Source organism: Aquimonas sp., assembly GCF_044377145.1.
Lineage (GTDB): Bacteria > Pseudomonadota > Gammaproteobacteria > Xanthomonadales > Xanthomonadaceae > Aquimonas.
In genome coordinates, this window is the sequence record NZ_JBILJQ010000042.1 from 1 (window position 1) to 19,197 (window position 19,197).

The window sequence follows — 19,197 nt, forward strand, 5'->3', positions numbered from 1 at the left end:
GGTTCGAAAGAGCCTTGGGCGAGTCGAAGAATCAAAATAGGTGAGCGATAGCAGGCTGAAGGTCCGAAAAAATCGGCTGGGGACCGCCCAGGGCTCAGTTGGTCGCGTTGTTCAGAGCTTCCTTAGAAAGATCCCCGCCGCGCCTCCCGTAGTTTTCACCGTCGGGGCTTATCGCCCAGAACTCGGCACACCAGCGTTTGCCTTCGGCATTACGAATCGAGTTGATGAGTGCTTGAATCTGGTGTTCGATGCTTTGGAAAGACGGCGGGGATGAGCGCATGGCAGCCTAACGTAAATGGATAGATGTCAGATCCCGGACGATCGCGTGCCCGCTGGCAAATCCAGCGCTGGCTTGGGCAAAGGCAATGCAATCAGCGGCTTTCCATCAGAGCCACGATTGTGGCGTCAATCGTTCCCCCAACCCGTTCGACTACACCTCCGCCCACCGCCTCAACAGATTGTGATACGTCCCCGTCAACCCCAGCAGGCTCGGGTGCTCCGGCAGGTCGCGGGTGAGTTGGCGGATCGACAGGTCGAGGTCGAACAGCAGGCGCCGTTTGCCGTCGTCGCGGACCATGCTTTGGACCCAGAAGAACGCCGCCAGGCGTTGCCCGCGGGTGACGGCGGTGACCTGGTGCAGGCTTGAGGCCGGGTACAGCACGGCATGGCCGGCCGGCAGTTTGACGCGCTGGCTGCCGAAGGTGTCTTCGATCAGCAGTTCGCCGCCGTCGTAGTCCTCGGGTGGGCTCAGGAAGATCGTTACCGATACGTCGGTGCGCACCGGCTCGGCCCGGTTGGGTTGGCTGCGGTCGTAGCGCACGGCGTTGTCGATGTGGTTGCCGAAGCGCCCGCCGCCGCGGTAGCAGTTGAACAGGGGCGGGTAGATGCGCCGCGGCAGGGCGGCGGCGAAGAAGCTGCTGTCGCGGCTGACGGCCTCCAGCACCAGGGCGCCGAGTTCGCTCGCCAGCGGCGAGTTTTCGGGCAGCTGCAGGTTCTCCTTGGCGCGGGCGGATTGATGGCCGGCGGTGATGCGGCCATCGCCCCATTCGGCTGTTTCCAGGCGCTGGCGGATATGGGCGAGGCGGGCGGGTTCGAGCAGGTCGGGCAGATGCAGGAGCATGGGCGTGGTCGATGGATGGATCGCGGCGGTTCGGCCGGGCAGGCCTTTCCGCCGCGATCCGATGCCGCTAGAAGTTGAAGGTGGCGGTCAGCGTGGCGCTGCGCGCCTCACCGGGGGTTGACCAGCCGTTGTTGCGCGGCCGGGTGTAGTACTCCTTGTCGAACAGGTTGTTGATGTTCAACTGCAGATCCAGCTGTTCAGTTGCGTGCCAGGTCGCCATCGCGCGGTGCACCCAGTAGCCGGGCGCGGTCACCAGGGCGCCATTCGGGTTGGCGGCGGAGTGCTGGGTCAGCCACACCTTGCCGAGGTAGCTGGTGCCGTAACCCAGCTCCCATGCCGGCGAAAGCGCGTAGGTGGTCCACAGGCCGAGCGAGTCCTCGGGCGTGTTGATCAGGCGGTCGCCGCGGGTGTAGTCGGCGCCGAGCCCGGCCTGCCGGTCGGATACGCCCTGCAGCACCTCGCTTTCCAGCCGGGTGTAGTTGGCGAACAGTGTCAGGCGTTCGGTGATGTGGCCTGAGGCGCCCAGGCTCACGCCGTCGACGCGCGCGCGGCCATCGAGCTGCTGCTCGCCGCTGGGGTTGTCCGGGTTGCCTGGGTCGGCAACCTTGTAGTTTTTGCGATCGTTGCGGAACAGCGCTGCGGTCAGCGACAGGTCGCCATCGAACAGGTCCCACTTGGTGCCGAGCTCGGTGATGACGGCGTTTTCCGGGTCGACGGCGCAGGTCGCCGGGGTGCAGGCGCCGTTGACCGAGGCCTTGGACGGCGTCTTCGAGTTGCCGTAGCTCAGGTACACGCTGCCGTGGGCAGCCGGTTTGAACACCAAGCCGCCGCGGTAGGACAGCAGGTCATTGTCGTTGCGCAACTCAGGCCCCGCGGTGACCGTGCCACCGGCTGAGGGACGGGCGATGGTGTCGGTGCGATGGCTGCCCTCAACGCGCTCGTGGCGCAGGCCGAGGTTCAACTGCCACTGCTGATTGAAGCTCAGGGTGTCCATCAGATAGGCAGCGGTGTTGTCGAGTTCGCCGCGCTGCTGGGCGGCGCGGATGAAGTTGACCGGCCCGGTCCACACGGTGTCGGGTGCGTACAGGTCCATCACCGGCAGCGTTACCGTGCTGCCATCGGCATTGAGCAGCGAGTTGCCCGAGCTGAGCTCGAAGCTCTCGGGCGAGAACGACAGGCCGGCGACCATGTCGTGGTGGATGCTGCCGGTGTCGAAGCTCAGCAGCAGGTCGGTCTGGCTGGTCAGCGCGCGGTTTTCGGTGTCGCGCGTGTTGCCGCGCGGGCCGCTGGGCTGGTAGGTGCCGGGGGTAGTGCAGGCCAGGCCGGTGGCGGGGTTGATGCCGCTGGCGAGGCAGTAGGTGCCCTGCGGCGGGTTGACCACGATGAACTGGCTGGTGGTCGACTGCCGGGTGATGTGGCTCAGCGTCACCTGGTCGTTGAAGCTGTGCTCGAAACGCGCGGTCAGGGCGTCGAGTTCGATTTCCTGCACATCGACATTGCGGTAGCCGAAGTAGGTCGAAGGGTCGACGTCGGGCAGCGGGCCGCCGTTGTAGTAGGGCACGCCGTACTGCGGGATGTTGTCGTCTTCCTGGTGGATGTAGCTCAGGCTGGCGACGGTATCTGTGCCCAGGCCGATCGCCAATGAGGGCGCGAAACCCCAGCGCTCGTTGGTTTCCACATCGCGGCCGGGGATGTCGTTGCGGTGGCTCATCGCATTCAGGCGCAGCGCAACGGAATCGCCGAGCAGGAAGTTGCTGTCGACCGTGCCGCGCGCGTAGCTGTCGGTGCCGACGCCGATCTGGGCGCGATTGAACTCGCGCGCGCTGGCGATCTTGCTGACCGTGTTGATGGTGCCGCCGACTGCACCGGCGCCGGAGTGTACGGAGTTCGCGCCCTGCACCACTTCAACCGATTCGAGGTTGAAGGTGTCGCTGCGGGTGTACTGCGCGCTGTCGCGCAGGCCGTCGACGGTGATGTCGTTGTTGGCCGAAAAACCGCGCAGGTTGATGCTGTCACCGTAGCCGCCACCGCCTTCGCCGGCACCGAAGGTAATGCCGGGCAGGGTGCTCAGGATGTCGCGCAGGCTCAGCAGGTTCTGGCCTTCGATGACCTGCTTCGGGATCTGGGTCAGCGTCTGCGGGGTGTCCAGCAGCGGCTGGGTGTATTTCGTCGAGGAAGCCTTGTTGACCGCCTGGCCTTCGACCAGCAGCTCATCAAGCGTGCGCGCGTTGGACGCATCGGCGGCGGCGTCCGCTGTGGCGGGGTTCGCGGGTTCGGCGATGGCCAGCGGCGGGAGGGCGAACAGGGCGGCGGTGATGCTGGCAACCAGCAGGGACGGACGCAGGGCCGGTCGGATCGACCTGGGCCGGGGAAGCGCAGACATGGGGAACTCGCAGGGTTGTCGGAAGGGGCAGGTGCGAATCTGCGCTTGAGGTTCCGACGGGTGCCCGCACAAATGCGAATGAATCGTAATAGCGTTTTAGGGCAGGCGCAAGGTGCGCGGGTGTGGACACCGTCCTCGAGCCGCTTGGCTGCTTCGCTTCGCTTCGCTTCGCTTCGCCGACGCCGATGCCGCATGCCGCATGCCGCATGCGCATGCGCATGCAGTGCCCTTGCGGAGGCAGTTGCGGATGCCGATGCGTGTGCCTGTGCCGAGCGAGGTCAAAGCGGAGCGTGGTGTGCAGGTTGGGCTTGTTTGGACGCCAGGGCGGGTCGCTCGCGCCCCGCTTACCCACACACAAGGCTGAACGACGTGTTGCCTCCCGCGAGGCCGAGATGCATCGGCCGTGCTCTGCACTTCTGCGGTTGCTGCGCTTTGCGTGGATACCCGCTTGGCGCTCAAGCAGGTGGCGGGCACTCGCGATCGTGCTTCCTGAGTTTCACTCGCCAGCGCCGACGCAGCGAAGCCCGAGGTGCACTTCAAATGCATCGAAGTAGCGGTCGCTGTGCAGCAGCTGGTGTCCGCTCACAATGCAGCGCGTTGCGAGAACCACGTCACTGGTGACGCGCACAGTGACGCCAACACTGCGCAACTTGCGAAAGTTCTGCGCCGCTTTGACCGCGACGTCGTCACCACCCAGAACAACCAGTTCCAGGCGAGCCAGCAGTCGTCGGACTTCATTGAACTCCTTGTCGAACTTGCAACCCTGCAGAACCTCGGTGAGATTCAGGTCGCCGATTCCAAGCGCTTCTGAATCGAGTAACCGTTCGAGTGTGTCGGTCTGCGGAGTCGGCTTGCCACGGAAGAAGTCCACCCAAACGCTGGAGTCGACCAGAATCACTTCTCGCGTCTCATGGCATCGAGATCACCCTCCCAAGTGACCTTGCCACGAAGCTTCTTGATCTCGGCCTGCTGCTGAAGCCGAAGCAAGGTTTTCAAACCGAGCTCAACCACCTCACGCTTGGTCGTGAGCCCGGTTGCGCGGAGCGTGTCTGCCATCAGCTTGTCGTCGATGACGATGTTCGTTCTCATGATGTGTAGCCTCCGGTGTGTTTCTACACGCGGTACGCCGGTCGAAACGCCTGCTCAAGGGCTGACGCAATTCGATCGCGCTCTACGCAACGTGTGGCTCCCGACGTCCGCCAGCCTCGCTCAAGCCCAAGCGTGCACCTAGGGAACCCTACAGCGCCCTCACCCGAAAGCTGCGCCCCTTGATCTTGCCGGCCTGCAGCCCGGCTACCGCGGCTTTCAGCAGATCGGCGCGGATCGCGACGTAGCTGCGGGTGGCGAACACGTCGATCTTGCCGATGTCAGCGGCCTTCAGCCCCGCGGCGCCGGTGAGTGCGCCGAGCACGTCGCCGGGGCGAAGTTTGTCGGTGCGGCCGGCGTCGATGCGCAGGGTGCGCATCGCGGCTTTGGGCACATCGGCCGGGCGCGCGTTCAGCGGGGCGCGCTCCCAGCGCAGCTTCTCGCCGCTGCGGTCTTCGATCTGCAGGGCGCGCGAGTTCTCGCGTGGGGTGACCAGGTTCAGCGCCAGCCCGCTTTCGCCAGCGCGCGCGGTGCGGCCGGTGCGGTGCAGGTAGACATCCGGGTCGGTCGGCAGCTCGTAGTTGACGACGCAGGCGAGGTCTTTGACGTCCAGCCCGCGCGCGGCGACATCGCTGGCCACCAGCACGCTCAGCGAGCGATTCGAGAACCGCACCAGCACTTCATCGCGGTCGCGCTGCTCCAGATCGCCGTGCAGGGCGGCGGCGGCAAAGCCGGCATTTGCCAGCGCCTCAGCCACATCGTCGACATCGCGCTTGGTGTTGCAGAACACCACGGTCGATTCCGGCCGGTGCTGCAGCAGCAGGCCCATCAGCGCGGCGGTTTTGGCGTCGAGGGTGACCTCGAAGAAGCGCGCGTCGACCTGCGGCCGGCTGTCGGCGCCTTCCACCGCCACTTCCACCGGCTCGCGCAGGCTGGTCTTGGCGAGTTCGCGAATCTCGTCCGGCCAGGTGGCCGAGAACAGCAGGCTCTGGCGCGCACGCGGCAGGCGCTTGAGGATGTCCTTGATCGATTTCTCGAAGCCCATGTCGAGCATGCGGTCGGCTTCGTCCAGCACCAGCACCTCGATGCCCGACACATCCAGCGCCTGCTTGTGCAGCAGCTCCTGCACGCGGCCGGGGGTGCCGACCACGATGTGCGGCGCATGCGTGAGCGAGGCCAACTGTGGCCCCAGCGCGATGCCGCCGGTCAGCAGGCTCAGCTTGACGTTGGGAATCGCCATCGCCAACCGGCGCAGCTCCTTGCCGACCTGGTCGGCCAGCTCGCGGGTCGGGCACAGCACCAGCGCCTGGGTGCGGATGCTGTTGGAATCGAGCCGCTGCAGCAGGCCGAGGCCGAAGGCGGCGGTTTTGCCGCTGCCGGTGGGCGCCTGCGCGAGCACGTCCTTGCCGGCAAGGATCGGCGGCAGCGACAGCGACTGGATCGGCGTGGGGGTGTCGAAACCGGCGGCTTCGATGGCCTGCTGCAGGGCAGGGATGAGTTCAAGTTCTTGGAATGTCGACATGCGCCATGATCGCAGGCCGCGGCGGATTGCGCGATGTGGCGGTGTCGAGAGGGCTCAGCCGCCGTCTATTGCCAGCCGCGGCGACACCCGCGCGGCGCGCCGCGCCGGCAGCGCGCAGGCCAGCAAGGCCACTACGCCGATCGCCAGTGCGGCCAGCAGCCACGCGGCCAAATCATGCGGCGCCACGCGGAACAGATCATCCGCCAGCCAGCCGGCCGCAACGATGCCCACCAGCACGCCGAGCAGTACGCCCGGCAACAGCAGTCGCAATCCTTGGTTGAGCACCAGCCGCAGGATGCGCGACCCGGTGGCGCCCAAGGCGAGGCGCACGCCGAATTCGGGGCGGCGTTCGAGCACGCTCAGGCCCAGCACGGCGTACAGGCCGAGGCCCGACAGCAGCAGCACGCCAAGCGCGAACAGCCCGACCAATTGCAGCAGGGCGAAGCGGCCGGCGACCGAGGCATCCACCGCTTCGGCCAGCGGGCGGTGATACGCCAGCACGGCGTCGGGCGCGGCCTGCAGTACCGCAGCGCGCACGCCGTCGACCAGGTCGGCGGGGGCGCCCCGGGTACGGGTCAGCCGGAAGTGGATCTCCGAGGGAGCGCGCAACACCTCGTACAGCGCGGCCTGCACCGACGGTTCATCCAGCGAACGAAACTTCACCGTCGGCACCACACCGATCACGGTGGCCTCCCGGTAGCCGTCGTCGTTGGCGATGCGGATGCTGCGGCCGACCGGGTCCACACCGCCGAACACCTGGGCGACGAACAGCGCGTCGACGATGACTTCGCCGCGGGCCGAGTCGCCAGCGCTGAAGCCGCGGCCGCCGAGCAGCGGCATGCCCATCACGTCGAAGAAGCCGGCGCTGACGCCATTGCTGCGCACGGTGATATCCGCGTCGCCCTGAGGGCTGCGCACGTCGACGATGAAGTGCGAGCTGCCGAAGGGCGCGGCATCGGCATAGGCGGTATCGACCACGCCAGGCAGTGCCGCCACCTGTTCGCCGATGCGCAGGCCGGCGGCTGCAAGGGTGGCTGCGGGGTCGGCTTCGCCGCGCGCGGTCGCCGCGGCGGTGAGGTCCTGCAGGTCGACCGTGCTCAGCAGCACGCGGTCCGCCTCGAAACCGCGGCTCTCGGCGGCCAGATTCTGCGCGCTGCGCAGCAGCAGACCGGCGCCGCCGACCAGCACAGTGGCGAGCGCGATCTGGGCTACCAGCAGCCCGCTGCGGCCGCGACCGATCTGGCCGCTGCGCGCGTGCTCGCGCAGCGCGCCGGTGCCGGCCGGGCGCAGCGCCGGCAGCATCGACAGCACCACCAGCGCGAGGATCAGTGCGGTCGACAGCAGGGCCGCCAGCGGACCGGCCAACGGCGCGCCCAGGATGTCTGGCAGGCTGGCCGGCAGCATGCCCAATCGAGATAGCAGTGCATTGCCGGCCGGTGCGAGTGCGCAACCTGCGGCCGTTGCCAGCAGGGCCGGCAGCCACAATTCGGCCAGCACGCTGCGCAGCAGATCCAAGCGGCGCGCGCCCAGCGCGCTGCGCACGGCGAACTCGCGGCCGCGGGCCAGCACGCGGAATAGCAGCAGATTGGCCAGGTTGGTGGCGACCACGCCCTGCAGCAGCAGGGCGGCGATCTGCAGAAGGCCGATCGCACGCGCATGGCCGGCGCTGTAGCGCTCGCGCCAGCTGCGTGCATCGGCCTCTACCTGCGCGTCCGAACTGCGTAGACGCGCAAGCACCTCGGCATTGGCCAGCACCGAGGCGAGGCTGGCCCGGGCGCGGGCGATGTCCACGCCCGGCGCCAGCCGCGCCACCACGACGAACGGACCGAAGCCGCCCCGCGCGTCCTGCTCCCGTTCGGCGGCGGTCTGCACGTACGGCGTCCAGGCATCGACGCCTGCATCGGGGAAACTGAAGCCGTGCGGCATCACGCCGACCACGGTGTACAGCGTGTCTTTCAGCTGCAGGGTCTGGCCGAGCGCAGCTTCGGCACTGCCAAAACGCTCGCGTGCACGGGTTTCGGCCAGCAGCAGCGGATGTTCAACGCCATCAACATCGCGCAGTGAGCGGCCGTGGCTCGGAACGCTGCCGAGCACTTCGGCGAAGTCGACGGTGACGCGCTGCAGCGCCCAGCCGCGGCCGGCCGCATCGGTAAGCGGGCGCACAGGGATCGCACCGGCCGCGCCGCTGAAGGTGCCGGAGTCGGCACGCAGCAGCTCGTACACACATGCGACAGCCCGACCTGCAGGCCGGCATCGCGCAGATCCATGCGCAGCTCGACCAGCTGCTGCGAATCGGCATAGGGCAGCGGCTTCCACAGCAGCGTGTACAGCGCACCGAAACTGGCGGCATTGACGGCGGCGCCAAGCGCCAGCAGCAGCATCAGGGGAATCGCGAAGCTGGCCGAAATGCGCATGGGTCGCCTGCTGTGGTGGTGCTGAGCGGTGATCACGGGGTTCGCGCTCACCGCCGCGGCGGGGGGGCTTGGCGACGCGAAACGTATCGAGGAGCGTGGATGCAGCATTGAAGCGTTTGACGATGATGGAAAGCGCACAAGCAGATTCCGCGCCATCCGCCCAGCGAGTGGCCACACCCGTATAGCGGAGCTTGCTCCGCTGCGGTTGAGACAGGCCCCGCGGGTGCCCGGGGCTGCCGTTCGGTGGGCGGGTGTTGTTGGGCTTGCGTGGCGCGACGGACGCGGCGCGCGATACGCAGGTTCGGCTTGCGGGCGAGCGCGAACGATGTGCGCACAAGCGGACACTTGGGTGTGCGATCGCGGACACTTCCACCTGCACCTGCACCTGCACCTGCACCTGCACCTGCACCTGCACCTGCACCTGCACCTGCACCTGCACCTGGACCGGCGTGCGCGGCGCGATCGCTGCGTCGATCTGGCCGACCTTCGCTCCAGCGCTGAAACCCGTGGCGCCGACGGGCTACCATCGCGTCCCCCTGCAGGAGAGTCCCATGCACCAGCCCATGTATGTCGCATCCGTTCCGGTGTTCAAGCAGTTGCTCGGCGGCCTGAGCGACGTGTTGACCAAAGCCGCCGCGCACGCGGCCGAGCGCAAGATCGATCCGCCGGCACTGCTGCAGGCGCGGCTGTTTCCGGACATGTTCCCGCTGCTGCGACAGGTGCAGATCGCGACCGACTTCGCGCGCAGCGTGGCGGCGCGACTGGCGGGCGTCGAGGTGCCGAGCGCGCCCGACACCGAGCACAGTTTCGACGAACTGCAGCTGCGCATCGCCAGCAGCATCGCCTTTCTCGACAGCCTCGACCCCGCCGCGTTTGACGGCAGCGAGTCGCGCGAGATCGTGCTGCGCCCGGGCACCCCGAAGGAGCGCGCCCTGAGCGGCCAGGCCTATCTCCTGTCCTACGGCCTGCCGCAGTTCTTCTTCCACGTCAGCACCGCCTACGGCCTGCTGCGCCACAGCGGCGTCGAGATCGGCAAGCGCGATTACATGGGCAGCTACTGAGACTTGGGCGGGTCACCGTGCACGGTGACCCGCCGCTTGCTTCGCGCGCCCGGCACCGAACGGGTTCGCGACGTATCGTTCGGCTTTGCGTGGCTTGGCCTCCTTGCTGGAGCCTGCGATGAATCGATTGCCCGGACCGAGCTTGCGCCGGGTCGCGGCTTTTGGTTCAGCCGGGCTTTGGCTTGGACACATCCACCGGTGGGCGGTCCTCGCGGCGCGCGTACTCGACCCCGGCCATGCCGCGCATCGGCTGCGGATACAGGGCCATCATGTCGAGCACGCGCTCGGGCATCCCGGTGCTGACCTTCAACCCGAGCGCGGCCATTTGTTCGGGCACGATCGGATAGTCGTGGGTCCAGCGGCCTTCGGTCAGCGCCATCGCAACCTTGTCGGCCTGCTCCTTGCCCAGCCGCACCAGCAGCAGCTCGCTCAGGCTTTCGCGCAGCTGGCGGATCGCCATATCGGCCTGATCCGCCAGGATCAGCGTGCTGTCATCGACATCCTTCGATTCCTTCTGCGCCACCGCGCGCAGAATCGAGGCAGCCGGCACCTCGTCGATCACCGGGTCCAGCGGGCCCAGCACCGCATGCGGGCTCATCACGATCTCATCGGCGGCCAGCGCGAGCAGGGTGCCGCCGGACATCGCGTAGTAGGGCACCAGCGCGCGCACCGGGCCGGGATGACGGGCCAGCGCACGGGCGATCTGCAGCGAAGCCAGCACCAGCCCGCCGGGCGTGTGCAGGATCAGATCGATCGGGGTTTTCGGATCGGTCTGATGCACCGCGCGGATCACCGCTTCGGCGTCTTCCATATCGATGTAGCGCAGCAGCGGCACCCCGAACAGGCTCATCCGCTCCTCGCGATGCACCAGCAGAATCACCCGGCTGCCGCGTTCGGCTTCGATCTGATGGCGCAGTCGATCTCGCCGCCCGGTCAGCAGCCGGCGATGCAGCAGTGGCTGCAGCACGAGCGCGAGCAGGAGCAGCAGGAGTAGAGCGACAAGGGTCAACAAAGTGGGCAGCCAGTGGATCGGGCCACAGATCAGGCCGGATGCGCGGGCGCGGGTCAACTGTTGCGGGCTGCAATCGAGTGCTGCGGGGCATGGCGCCACGCCGGACATTGGAGCTTTCGGCGTTCACTCCCGGCAGTGCGGCGGTCGATGCGCGCATCAGCGCCTTCACCCGGGGTCGGCACGCGCTCAGCCGCGAGCTCTCAGAACGCATCCTGCCAATGTCGCCACCAGGCCTTGGGCGGCCGCGGCAGCAGCTGCCACCAGCGATTGATCGCCGCCACCTCGCCGCGGGCCCAATCACGGCGGTGCTGGCTGTCATCGGCGGCGGTGCCCAAGGCGTTGGCGAGGCGCGGATACAGCGCGGTCTGCGCCAGGACGGGATAGCGCGTCAACAGGCTGAGCAGGCTGTGCAGATCGTCATTCGCGGCATGCTCGGCGACGGCTGCAGCCAAGGCGTCGAGATCCGTCGACCGTGCCCCAGGAGGATCGCCGCGCAGCTGCAGGGCCTGATCCAGCGCGGCCAGCGCGGCGCGCAGCGCGTCGCTGGCGTGCGCTCGCACGGGCGTCGAGTTGTGGCTGCCATTGAAGTCCAGCGCATAGCCGGCTGGCACCAAGGTTTCGCGGCCCGCGCGTTCGAACGCGACCCAGCCGCTGCTGACCTGCAGCCGGCCAATGTCGTCGGGGCTCACCGACAGCTCGAACTCGCAGCCGAGGTCGAGGATCAATGCGCCGCCACCCTGCACTCCAAAGTAGCCCGGTGGTGCCCAGACGCGTGCGTGCATCTGGCCTTGCTTGAGCTCGACCCGGTGGCGGCCGCTGGCGGTTTCCAGCAGTTCCAATCGCGATCCGGGCGCCAGTTCGAGGCGGCCGATGCGGGCGATCTGGAGTCGCGCATGCTGGTTGTTGCGCAAGCTCAGGGTCTGGCCGGGCGCGAGCTGTCGGGTCTCAGTGTGCTGCGCGGTCGTCAGCACCAGCGGCCAGGCCGCCTGTGCTGGCCACGACCAGCGGTAGACGGGCGCCAGCACCATCAGCAGGACAGCGGCCGCGGCCGCCAGCCAGGGCCAGCGACGGCGTGATCGCACGGCGACGGCCTGCGCTGGTGTCGGCGCCTTGCCGCTAAGGTCGCGTGCCTGCGCGCTGTAGCCGCGCAGCTGTTGCTCCAGCACACGGATCGCCTCGGCGGGCTTGGCCCGTGGGTCCCACAGGTAGTCGAATTCGGGATCACTCATGGCCGTTCTCCGTGACGGGCGTACCTGCACTTTCCGATGCCAGCAGCGCGCGCAGCTTGCGCAGGCCGCGATGCAGATTGACCCGCACCGAGTCCGCACCCAGCCCGGTCTGCGCCGCGATTTCGGCCCCGCTGAGGCCCTCGACCAAGCGCAGCAGCAGCGGCTCGCGGTAGGCCATCGGCAGACGACGGATAGCATCCAACACGCTGAGGGCCTCGGTGTGTCGCTCCGGGTCGGCGCCAGGATCGGCTGGCTCGCACACGGCATCGAGCGGCAGGTGGCTCGACCCGCGCGGACGCAGGTGCCGAGCGATGGCCGCGATCCACGGCCCGAACTGGGCTGGATCACGCAACTGCGCCAAGCGCTCGAAGGCGAGGGCGAAACAGTCCTGGCACAGCTCATCGGCAAACGCCGACGGATGCCGCGCCAGCAGCAGGCCGTGCACCAACCCCACAAAGCGTTGGTGCAGTGCGGTGTACGCACGCTGCGAGCCGCGCCGCGCCTGCATCACCAGGTCCGCCGTCGAGGCGGGTGAGGGCGCTGCACTGGCTCCGGCGCGTGGCGGCTGGGCGCTGAGCTTGATGGTCATCCCCGCATGAGTGGGCGGCAGCGGCAAACGTTAACCACAAACCGCCGGCGACGTCGGCGCGGCCACTGCGGATAACGTCGGATGCTCCGCACGGCTCCTGTTGCCGACCTGCAACGGAGAACACCATGAAAACCATTTCGCAACGGGCGCTGCGCTCGCTACTGCATTCCGCTCTACTGATCGGCATTGCGCAGCTGGGCCTGGCAGCCTGTCGGGCTTTGGGGGTCGAGGCGAAAATCCGACTGTGCGAGGACAGTTTTTCGACGATTCGCGGGCCAATAGTGGGCTCTCTTGGTCAAGAATCGGCGGAAAAATGGACCGCGCAGGCGGATTTGCAGCCCGGCCAACCAAAGTCCGACAGGCTGCTAGCGTTCGCCACGGCAGCACCCGAACCACCGCGGCCCGCAGAAGCGATCGGGCTGACACCATGGCAAGGCCTGCCAGCACTGGACCCACTGCACGTGTATGGCCCGCATGCCGGTGCGCGGGTGTGCCCGATGTGTCGCTACGGCTACGACGCTGGCGTGCTGGTGGTGCTGCCGGCGGACACCCACAGCGACGAGGTGGCGGCCATCGCCGCGCGCCTGCTGCGGCTGCCGCCATCGGCTGCCGATTCCGGTGAAGACGTCTATGTCGATTCCGCGGCAAGCGCGGCAGCACGCTTCCGGCGCTTCGTGCTGTTTGCGGGTGCGCCGAGCGCGGACGCGCTCGGCGCAGCGGCCCAACCTGGGCTGCAGGTTGCGCTGTTGGACGGCCGTTGGCTGCAGGAGGCCGAGGCCGCGCTGGCGCGCCCAGTGCGCGAATCTGCCTGGGGCTATGTGTTCGCCCAGCGGCGTCTGCTGTACGGGTTTGATCCTCTGAGTGCTGCCACGCAGATCGAGCCGCTACAGGCTCATGCCCGCTACGCGCTGCAACTGCTGGCCGAGCACTATCCGCAGCCGCTGCAATCGGACGATCCCGATTTGCCGCGTGGCCTGCTGTGGATGGCGCCAAACCGGCTGGGCGAGGTGCTGCACGCCGGCACTGGCGACAGCGCCAGCGAGCTGTGCTTCGAACGCATCGAAGGCCAGCCCGTCGCGCATGCGCTGGTCGAGGCAGCTGTCGCAGTGGGCGGGCCGATGCGGCTGCAGTGGGCGAGCAGCCGGGCGGACGGCTGCGTGCGCGTACTCGGCGATACCCGGGATTCGCTTGGCCTGCGTGTGTTCGAGCCGCTGCAGCCGACCCTCAAGTTTGATCTTCCGGCGAACGAACTGGCGCAGGCGCAGGTGCGCGTGCTGCGAGCGGCGTCGGAGCCGCCTGCGCCTGCGCCCGCGGTGCCGGTGCTCGGTCCCTGCGAAGGCTGCGAGCGGGCCCTGCTGGGTCTGCCCACGGCACTGTCAGCGCAGGCCCGGATCGCCGCGGCGGACACGCCCGGCACCCGTCTGCGCATCGAGGGCGTGGTGCGCAACCGCGAGGGCGCGCCGGTGCCTGGCGTGCTCGTGTATGCGTATCAGACCGACAGCCATGGCCGCTATCCCCAACCCACCTGGCTGCAGCCCGAGCTGCGCGCTCATGGCGCGCTGCGCGGATGGGCCGTGAGCGATGCCGCAGGGCGCTACCGCTTCGACACCGTTCGCCCCGGTGCCTACCCCGAGGGCGGCGAGCCTGAGCACGTGCACATGCACTTGATCGAGCCCGGTCGCTGCACCTACTACCTGGATGATCTGGTGTTTGCGGACGACCCGCTGCTGCACGGTCGCCACCGTCGAGACCCGGAGCGAGCGCGCGGTGGCAGCGGCATTGTTCAGCCGCAGCGCGATGACGCCGGCGGCTGGCGCGTCGTTCGCGACCTCGTACCGGGTGAGAACATCGAGGGCTACGCGCGCTGCGGGGAGACCTGATGCTCGGCGGCCGAGTCGACTACGACTGGAGCGTCTTGCAGCGCAGGCTCAGCCGGCAGTGCGCCCACCTCGGCCGCCTCGCGCACCCATTCGCGCCAGATCGCCACCAGCAGGGCCATCAGCACTGGTCCGACGAACAGGCCGATCAAGCCCAGCGTCTGCACGCCGCCGACCAGGCCGAACAGGGTCGGCAGGAACGGCAGTTTCACCGGCCCACCGACCAGCCGCGGGCGCAGGGTTTTGTCGACGATGAAGAGTTCGATCGCGCCCCAGGCGAACAGGGCGATGCCGTTGACCGGATAGCCGGCACCGACCAGATACAGCGAGACCAGGCTCATCGCCAGCGGCGCGCCGCCGGGGATCAGGGCCATGAAACCGGTGATGACGCCGAGCAGGGCCGGCGAAGGCACGCCGGCGATCCAGTAGGCCAGGCCCAGCACCACGCCCTCGCCGATCGCGATCAGGCCCATGCCGGTCACGGTGGAGCTGATCGTTGCAGGCACCACGCGGGAGAAGCGCTGCCAGCGGCCGGGCAGGGCGTGCTCGCCGACCACATCGAGCTGCGCGGCAAGGCGCTCACCGTCGCGGAACACGAAGAACAGGGTCATCAGCAGGAACAGCGTAGTCAGCGCCAGCTTGAGCAGATTGCCGGTGGTCGACAGTGCGAAGTGGTAAAGATCCGCCAGATGCTCGCCGCTGAGCAGGCTGACCCATTGGCCGATGGCATCCGGCTGCGCCAGATGCTGGTTCCAGTAGCCGGCCAGACGCTCGCCGATCATCGGCAGGGTGGCGATCCATTCGGGCACCGGCGCGCCATCGCGATTGGCGGCCACCGCCCAGCCGACCAGCTGGCCGGCCTCCTGCATCGCATACGCCGCAACCAGGCCGAGCGGCACCACCAGCAGCAGAATCACCAGCAGCAGGGCGCTGCTGGCCGCCAGGGTGCGGCGACCATCGCAGGCGCGCATCCAGCGCTGGTACAGCGGCCAGCTGGCGAAACCGATGATCAACGCGGCCAGCACCGGCACCAGAAAGCCGACGAAGAAGTACACCCCGGCCACCAGCACCAGCACCAGCAGCAGGCGGGTCAGCGCCGAGGCGGCCAACACCGGTGTCGCACCGATTGGCACGCTCGGCAGCTCAGCGCGCGGCGCAGCGGATTCAGCACGGGGGGGCTTGGACATGGTGCGAGTGGTCTGGGCTCGGAGATCGGGGGCGGATGGCAGATGACAGACAGCGGGCGGATCAACGCCCGGCACTACAACACAGGCGCCGGCCGCGGCGTAAGCTTCGCGGCTGACTGTGACGGATCGACGCGAGCGAACAGGGTGAGCGATGTGTACGCACGGACGTCATGGCATCGCCCCTTCACCGCACAGCTCAGGTTTGGCAATGGATTTCCAACCCGCAGACAACTTCTTCGCGCGCCGCTGGCGTGGCCAGGTGCCGATGCGCCGCCTGCTGTGGCACGACACCCTGCTGGTGGCGAGCTTCATCAACCTCGGCACCAGCGTGCTCGCCCTCGCCGTACTGGCGCTGGACGGCCCCGCGCTGGCGGCACTGGCCGTGCATCTGATTCCACAGCCGTACAACTTCTTCCTGCTGCTGGCGGTGACCCGCGCACCCGACCGCAGCACGCTGACCGAGCTGCTGGCGATGCTGTGGTTTGTGGTGGTGCTGCTGGTGTAAACGCGACGGGCGAAGGTGTGCGGCGTCGAGGCAACCGGCAGGGCGCACAGGCGACCGCCAGCGCGACCAAGGCGGCATAGGGTCCGCAGCCCGGCTGTGTCCAAGGTTCCGTCTGCAGGTCCCGACCGGGCGCGCAGCGCGTCTGCTGGAAGCGGCAGCTGCCGGCGTCGGCCCCCAAGCCGCGCATCCGCGTGTCAGGGTTGGTCAAGCCCCTGCGTTTCACCTCCTTGAACGGGTTTTGTGGCGGGCGCTCATGCCGGCCGGCCCGCGCTGGAGTGCTATCCATGAACCTGTCTTACCGAGTTCCGCGATTGACCGGCCTGTGCGCTGCCCTGTCCCTGCTGCTGAGCCTGCCCGCTGTCGCCGACAGCGTGCAGTACGCCGGCTCGCTGCAGGATGGCGGCAAGCCCGCCAACGGCGTGTTCGATCTGCGCGTGCAGCTGTACAGCGCCGAGCAGGGCGGTGTCGCCATGAGCGAGCCAATGACGTTCTACGCCGTCACTGTGCAGGACGGCCGCTTCAGCGTGCCGGTGGAACTGTCGCAGCCGCTGCCCGCACAGGGATCGGTGTGGCTGGAAGCGCAGCTGAAGGCGCCCGATGGCGTTGACTTCCAGGCGCTGCAGGGTCGGCAGGAGGTCAAGTCGGCCTTGGGTGGCGGGACGTGCTGGGACACCAATGGCAATACCGGGTTGACTGCTGGCGTGCTGGGTGCGAACGATGCAGGTGTCTCGCTGATCGCGCTACGCAACAGCACCACCAACCTGTACTTGCGCCGCAACGGCGGCATCGAGCAGGGCAGCTCCGCAGCCACGGCGCCGAGTTCAGTCGCCTTTGGTGATTTTGCTGCGGCGGGTGCGGTCAACAGTTTCGCCGCCGGTCGTGCCAGCATCGGTACTGCCCACACGTTCACAACCGTGTTCAGCGATGGCCAGTCGGGCGCAATGTCTTCGACCGCCGCCAACCAGTTCCTGATCCGCGCGCAGAACGGCGTGGCGATCAACACCAACACACCGCTGGGCACATTGACGGTACGTCGCGGCGGCAGCTCAGGCGTTGCGGTAGCTTCAGCCAGCTCGATCACCGCCGAATCCGACAGCAACAACTATCTGTCGCTGCTGTCGCCGGGGATCAGCACCGAGCGCGGCATCCTGTTTGGCGATTCGATCAGTTCAGCCAACGGCGCGATCATCTTCAACCCGGTTGCCGCTGGCATCACCAATCCGGACGGTCTGACGTTTCGCACCGGCGGCAATGTGGACCGCTTGAAGATCACCGATACCGGCCAGTTGATCCTCAACCAGCAGTCCGCGTCTGGCGCCGATGTGACGCTGCGCAGTGCCTCGGGCGGCAACAACGACTTCTCAATGACGGTGCACAGCAACAACGGCAGCCAGGCTGTGCTGCGGGTGGCGGAAGACGGCGCCGACGTCTCCCTGCAGGCCACGTCGGGCAATCTGCGCTTGCTCACCAGCGCGTCGGGCAAGTACATCATCACCAACGATCGTTTGGGCGTGTCGCGATCACCCGCGGTCAACATGCTGGAAGTCGAGGGCAACGCCTCCAAGACCACCGCCACCGCCTGGCTGGCCAATTCAGATCGGCGCATCAAGCAAGACATCCAGCCCATCGACGATGCCTTGAGAACGCTGCGCCAGGTGCAGCCGGTGAGCTTCGAATACACCGAGTCTTATCGCGCCGCGCACCCCAGCATTACCACGCAGCGCTACTACAACGTGATCGCGCAGGATTTCGCCAAGGTCTTCCCGGACGCCGTGCAGCGCTCGGGTGAGCATCTGCCCGGTGCGCCCAAGACCTCGGACACGGAAATCCTGCAGGTCGATACTTATCCGGCCACCATCACCGCGATCGCCGCGATCCAGGAACTCGATGTCGCCAATGCGGTGCAGGACGACATGCTGGCCGCGCTGAAGCACGAGAACGCACAGCTGCGCCAGCGCCTCGACGCGCTGGAACAGCTGATCCGCGTGCAGCGCTAAGGACACGACCATGCGCACCTACTGCGTCATGATCCTGCTGGCCGCCGTCTGCGGCTCGGCCCTGGCCGATCCCCACAAGGACCCGGCCAAAAGCGCGGAAGCGCCGAGCTTGCGCGACGCAAGCGGCCGCTTTGCCCTGCAGCCGAGCCTGGTGCAGACGCCCAGCGAAGCCGTGAGCGGCGACGGGCGCTTCGCCCTGCGGGCCGACCTGCATCAAAAGCAGGCCCCGCTGCCCAGCAACGGTCGCTACACGCTGAGCTCCCGCCTCGGTTCTGCCGCGCTGGGTACCTGCAATGGTCAGGCACCGGATCTGATTTTCAGGAACGGTTTCGAGAACTGAGGTCGACCTGGCGGGGTGCACTGCGGAGCAAGGAGTCCGCCAGGCACCCCGCTGACTCGAGCGCTTGCGCTTGGTTTCGGTCCAGTCGTTGAGCCGAACAGGGTCGGCGTCGCGTCGCGCGGATTCCGCAGGCTCTTGTCGTGGTATGAACGGGCTGCCGCTCCAGCCTGTATCGCCAGACCCATGTCCGACCTGCACATCCGCCACTACGAGCCCGCCGACGTTGCGCAGATTCTGGCGCTGTACTCCGAGCGCGCGGCATTCGCCGACACCCTGCAGCTGCCCTTTCAGACCATCGATCACTGGGCGGCCAAGCTCGCGCCTCGTGCCGGGTTCACCTGCCTGGTCGCGCTGCGCGGTGACGAGATCGTGGGTCAGCTGAGCCTGGATGTGTCCCAGAACCCGCGCAGGCGTCACGTGGCGAGCATCGGCATGGGGGTCAAAGGATCCGCGCGACGTGCTGGCGTGGGGTCCGCGTTGTTGTCGGCTGCCATCGACTGCTGCGAGCGATGGATGGGCGTCTCCCGCATCGAGATCGAGGTCTACGCGGACAACACCGCTGCGATCAACCTCTATCGCAGGCACGGCTTCTTGGTCGAGGGCACGTGTCGAAACTTCGCGTTTCGGGATGGTGGGTATGTTGACGCTCATGTGATGGCGAGGCTCGCTGTTCCATCGCGAGGACAGGGCGGAGGTAGCGCGGTTGGCGAGTGACTCTGCCGCCGCGTCTCTGCATTCGCTCGAACTCAGCGACCGCTCCCGAAACCTGATGCACGACTCTGAGCTGTCCATGCTCGTCCAAGCCCCAAGCACGGCCGACGCAAAACGGCTTCCACTGCGGAGGCTGTCGAGCCGGCGATCCGCATCGGGCAGCA

Annotated in this window: 17 protein-coding genes; 6 read left to right on the forward strand and 11 right to left on the reverse strand. The window is 67.6% G+C overall.

Translation table 11 applies throughout. From position 1 onward, the window contains the following. Positions 1-94 precede the first annotated feature (94 nt). The 7 genes from ACIQ7H_RS13245 to ACIQ7H_RS13275 form a co-directional block, all read right to left on the reverse strand. The gene (locus tag ACIQ7H_RS13245) at positions 95-280 is read right to left on the reverse strand and encodes a hypothetical protein (RefSeq protein WP_395792218.1); all 186 of its coding nucleotides are present in this window, start codon (positions 278-280) and stop codon (positions 95-97) included. Positions 281-430: 150 nt separating this feature from the next. Then, positions 431-1,120: a Fe2+-dependent dioxygenase gene (locus tag ACIQ7H_RS13250; protein ID WP_395792220.1), complete on the reverse strand. Its 690-nt coding sequence runs from the start codon at positions 1,118-1,120 to the stop codon at positions 431-433. A 67-nt stretch (positions 1,121-1,187) separates the two neighbouring features. Continuing rightward, complete coding sequence (locus ACIQ7H_RS13255) at positions 1,188-3,503, reverse strand: TonB-dependent receptor (protein ID WP_395792222.1); 2,316 nt, start codon at positions 3,501-3,503, stop codon at positions 1,188-1,190. Positions 3,504-3,999: 496 nt separating this feature from the next. After that, a complete protein-coding gene (locus tag ACIQ7H_RS13260) occupies positions 4,000-4,401 on the reverse strand; it encodes a PIN domain nuclease (protein WP_395792224.1) in 402 nt (133 codons plus the stop codon). Then, entirely contained in the window at positions 4,398-4,592 is a 195-nt protein-coding gene (locus tag ACIQ7H_RS13265; protein WP_395792226.1) for a type II toxin-antitoxin system VapB family antitoxin, read from the reverse strand. The genes ACIQ7H_RS13260 and ACIQ7H_RS13265 overlap by 4 nt, the downstream gene beginning before the upstream one ends. A 148-nt stretch (positions 4,593-4,740) precedes the next feature. After that, a complete protein-coding gene (gene dbpA / locus ACIQ7H_RS13270; RefSeq protein WP_395792228.1) occupies positions 4,741-6,111 on the reverse strand; it encodes an ATP-dependent RNA helicase DbpA in 1,371 nt (456 codons plus the stop codon). A 54-nt stretch (positions 6,112-6,165) separates the two neighbouring features. Beyond that, positions 6,166-8,334, reverse strand: a complete 2,169-nt coding sequence (locus ACIQ7H_RS13275) for an FtsX-like permease family protein (RefSeq protein WP_395792230.1) — start codon at positions 8,332-8,334, stop codon at positions 6,166-6,168. A gap of 742 nt (positions 8,335-9,076) precedes the next feature. On the opposite strand from ACIQ7H_RS13275, the gene ACIQ7H_RS13280 reads away from it, so the two are divergent. Continuing rightward, the gene (locus ACIQ7H_RS13280) at positions 9,077-9,586 is read left to right on the forward strand and encodes a DUF1993 family protein (RefSeq protein ID WP_395792232.1); all 510 of its coding nucleotides are present in this window, start codon (positions 9,077-9,079) and stop codon (positions 9,584-9,586) included. 166 nt (positions 9,587-9,752) lie between these two features. Here ACIQ7H_RS13280 and ACIQ7H_RS13285 read toward each other — a convergent pair whose 3' ends face one another. The 3 genes from ACIQ7H_RS13285 to ACIQ7H_RS13295 all read right to left on the reverse strand — a co-directional run bounded on the left by ACIQ7H_RS13285 (position 9,753) and on the right by ACIQ7H_RS13295 (position 12,416). After that, on the reverse strand, positions 9,753-10,655 hold the full coding sequence (locus ACIQ7H_RS13285) for an ATP-dependent Clp protease proteolytic subunit (RefSeq protein ID WP_395792234.1): 903 nt from the start codon (positions 10,653-10,655) through the stop codon (positions 9,753-9,755). 143 nt (positions 10,656-10,798) lie between these two features. Continuing rightward, positions 10,799-11,827 carry a hypothetical protein gene (locus tag ACIQ7H_RS13290; RefSeq protein ID WP_395792236.1) on the reverse strand — a complete coding sequence of 343 codons (1,029 nt, stop codon included), beginning with the start codon at positions 11,825-11,827 and terminating at the stop codon, positions 10,799-10,801. Beyond that, positions 11,820-12,416, reverse strand: a complete 597-nt coding sequence (locus ACIQ7H_RS13295; protein ID WP_395792238.1) for an RNA polymerase sigma factor — start codon at positions 12,414-12,416, stop codon at positions 11,820-11,822. Before ACIQ7H_RS13295 ends, ACIQ7H_RS13290 begins: the two co-directional genes overlap by 8 nt. Before the next feature lie 461 nt (positions 12,417-12,877). Here ACIQ7H_RS13295 and ACIQ7H_RS13300 point away from each other — a divergent pair, with 461 nt between their 5' ends. Continuing rightward, entirely contained in the window at positions 12,878-14,296 is a 1,419-nt protein-coding gene (locus ACIQ7H_RS13300) for a hypothetical protein (RefSeq protein ID WP_395792240.1), read from the forward strand. Here ACIQ7H_RS13300 and ACIQ7H_RS13305 read toward each other — a convergent pair. After that, positions 14,272-15,480 carry an AI-2E family transporter gene (locus ACIQ7H_RS13305; RefSeq protein WP_395792242.1) on the reverse strand — a complete coding sequence of 403 codons (1,209 nt, stop codon included), beginning with the start codon at positions 15,478-15,480 and terminating at the stop codon, positions 14,272-14,274. The two genes, ACIQ7H_RS13300 and ACIQ7H_RS13305, sit on opposite strands and share 25 nt — an antisense overlap. Before the next feature lie 208 nt (positions 15,481-15,688). On the opposite strand from ACIQ7H_RS13305, the gene ACIQ7H_RS13310 reads away from it, so the two are divergent. The 4 genes from ACIQ7H_RS13310 (at position 15,689) to ACIQ7H_RS13325 (ending at position 19,036) form a co-directional block, all read left to right on the forward strand. Next, positions 15,689-15,985, forward strand: a complete 297-nt coding sequence (locus tag ACIQ7H_RS13310) for a hypothetical protein (protein ID WP_395792244.1) — start codon at positions 15,689-15,691, stop codon at positions 15,983-15,985. Positions 15,986-16,269: 284 nt separating this feature from the next. Next, a complete protein-coding gene (locus tag ACIQ7H_RS13315) occupies positions 16,270-17,982 on the forward strand; it encodes a tail fiber domain-containing protein (protein WP_395792246.1) in 1,713 nt (570 codons plus the stop codon). Between the two features lie 28 nt (positions 17,983-18,010). Then, entirely contained in the window at positions 18,011-18,322 is a 312-nt protein-coding gene (locus ACIQ7H_RS13320; RefSeq protein ID WP_395792248.1) for a hypothetical protein, read from the forward strand. Between the two features lie 183 nt (positions 18,323-18,505). Continuing rightward, positions 18,506-19,036: a GNAT family N-acetyltransferase gene (locus tag ACIQ7H_RS13325; protein ID WP_395792250.1), complete on the forward strand. Its 531-nt coding sequence runs from the start codon at positions 18,506-18,508 to the stop codon at positions 19,034-19,036. Positions 19,037-19,197 lie beyond the last annotated feature (161 nt).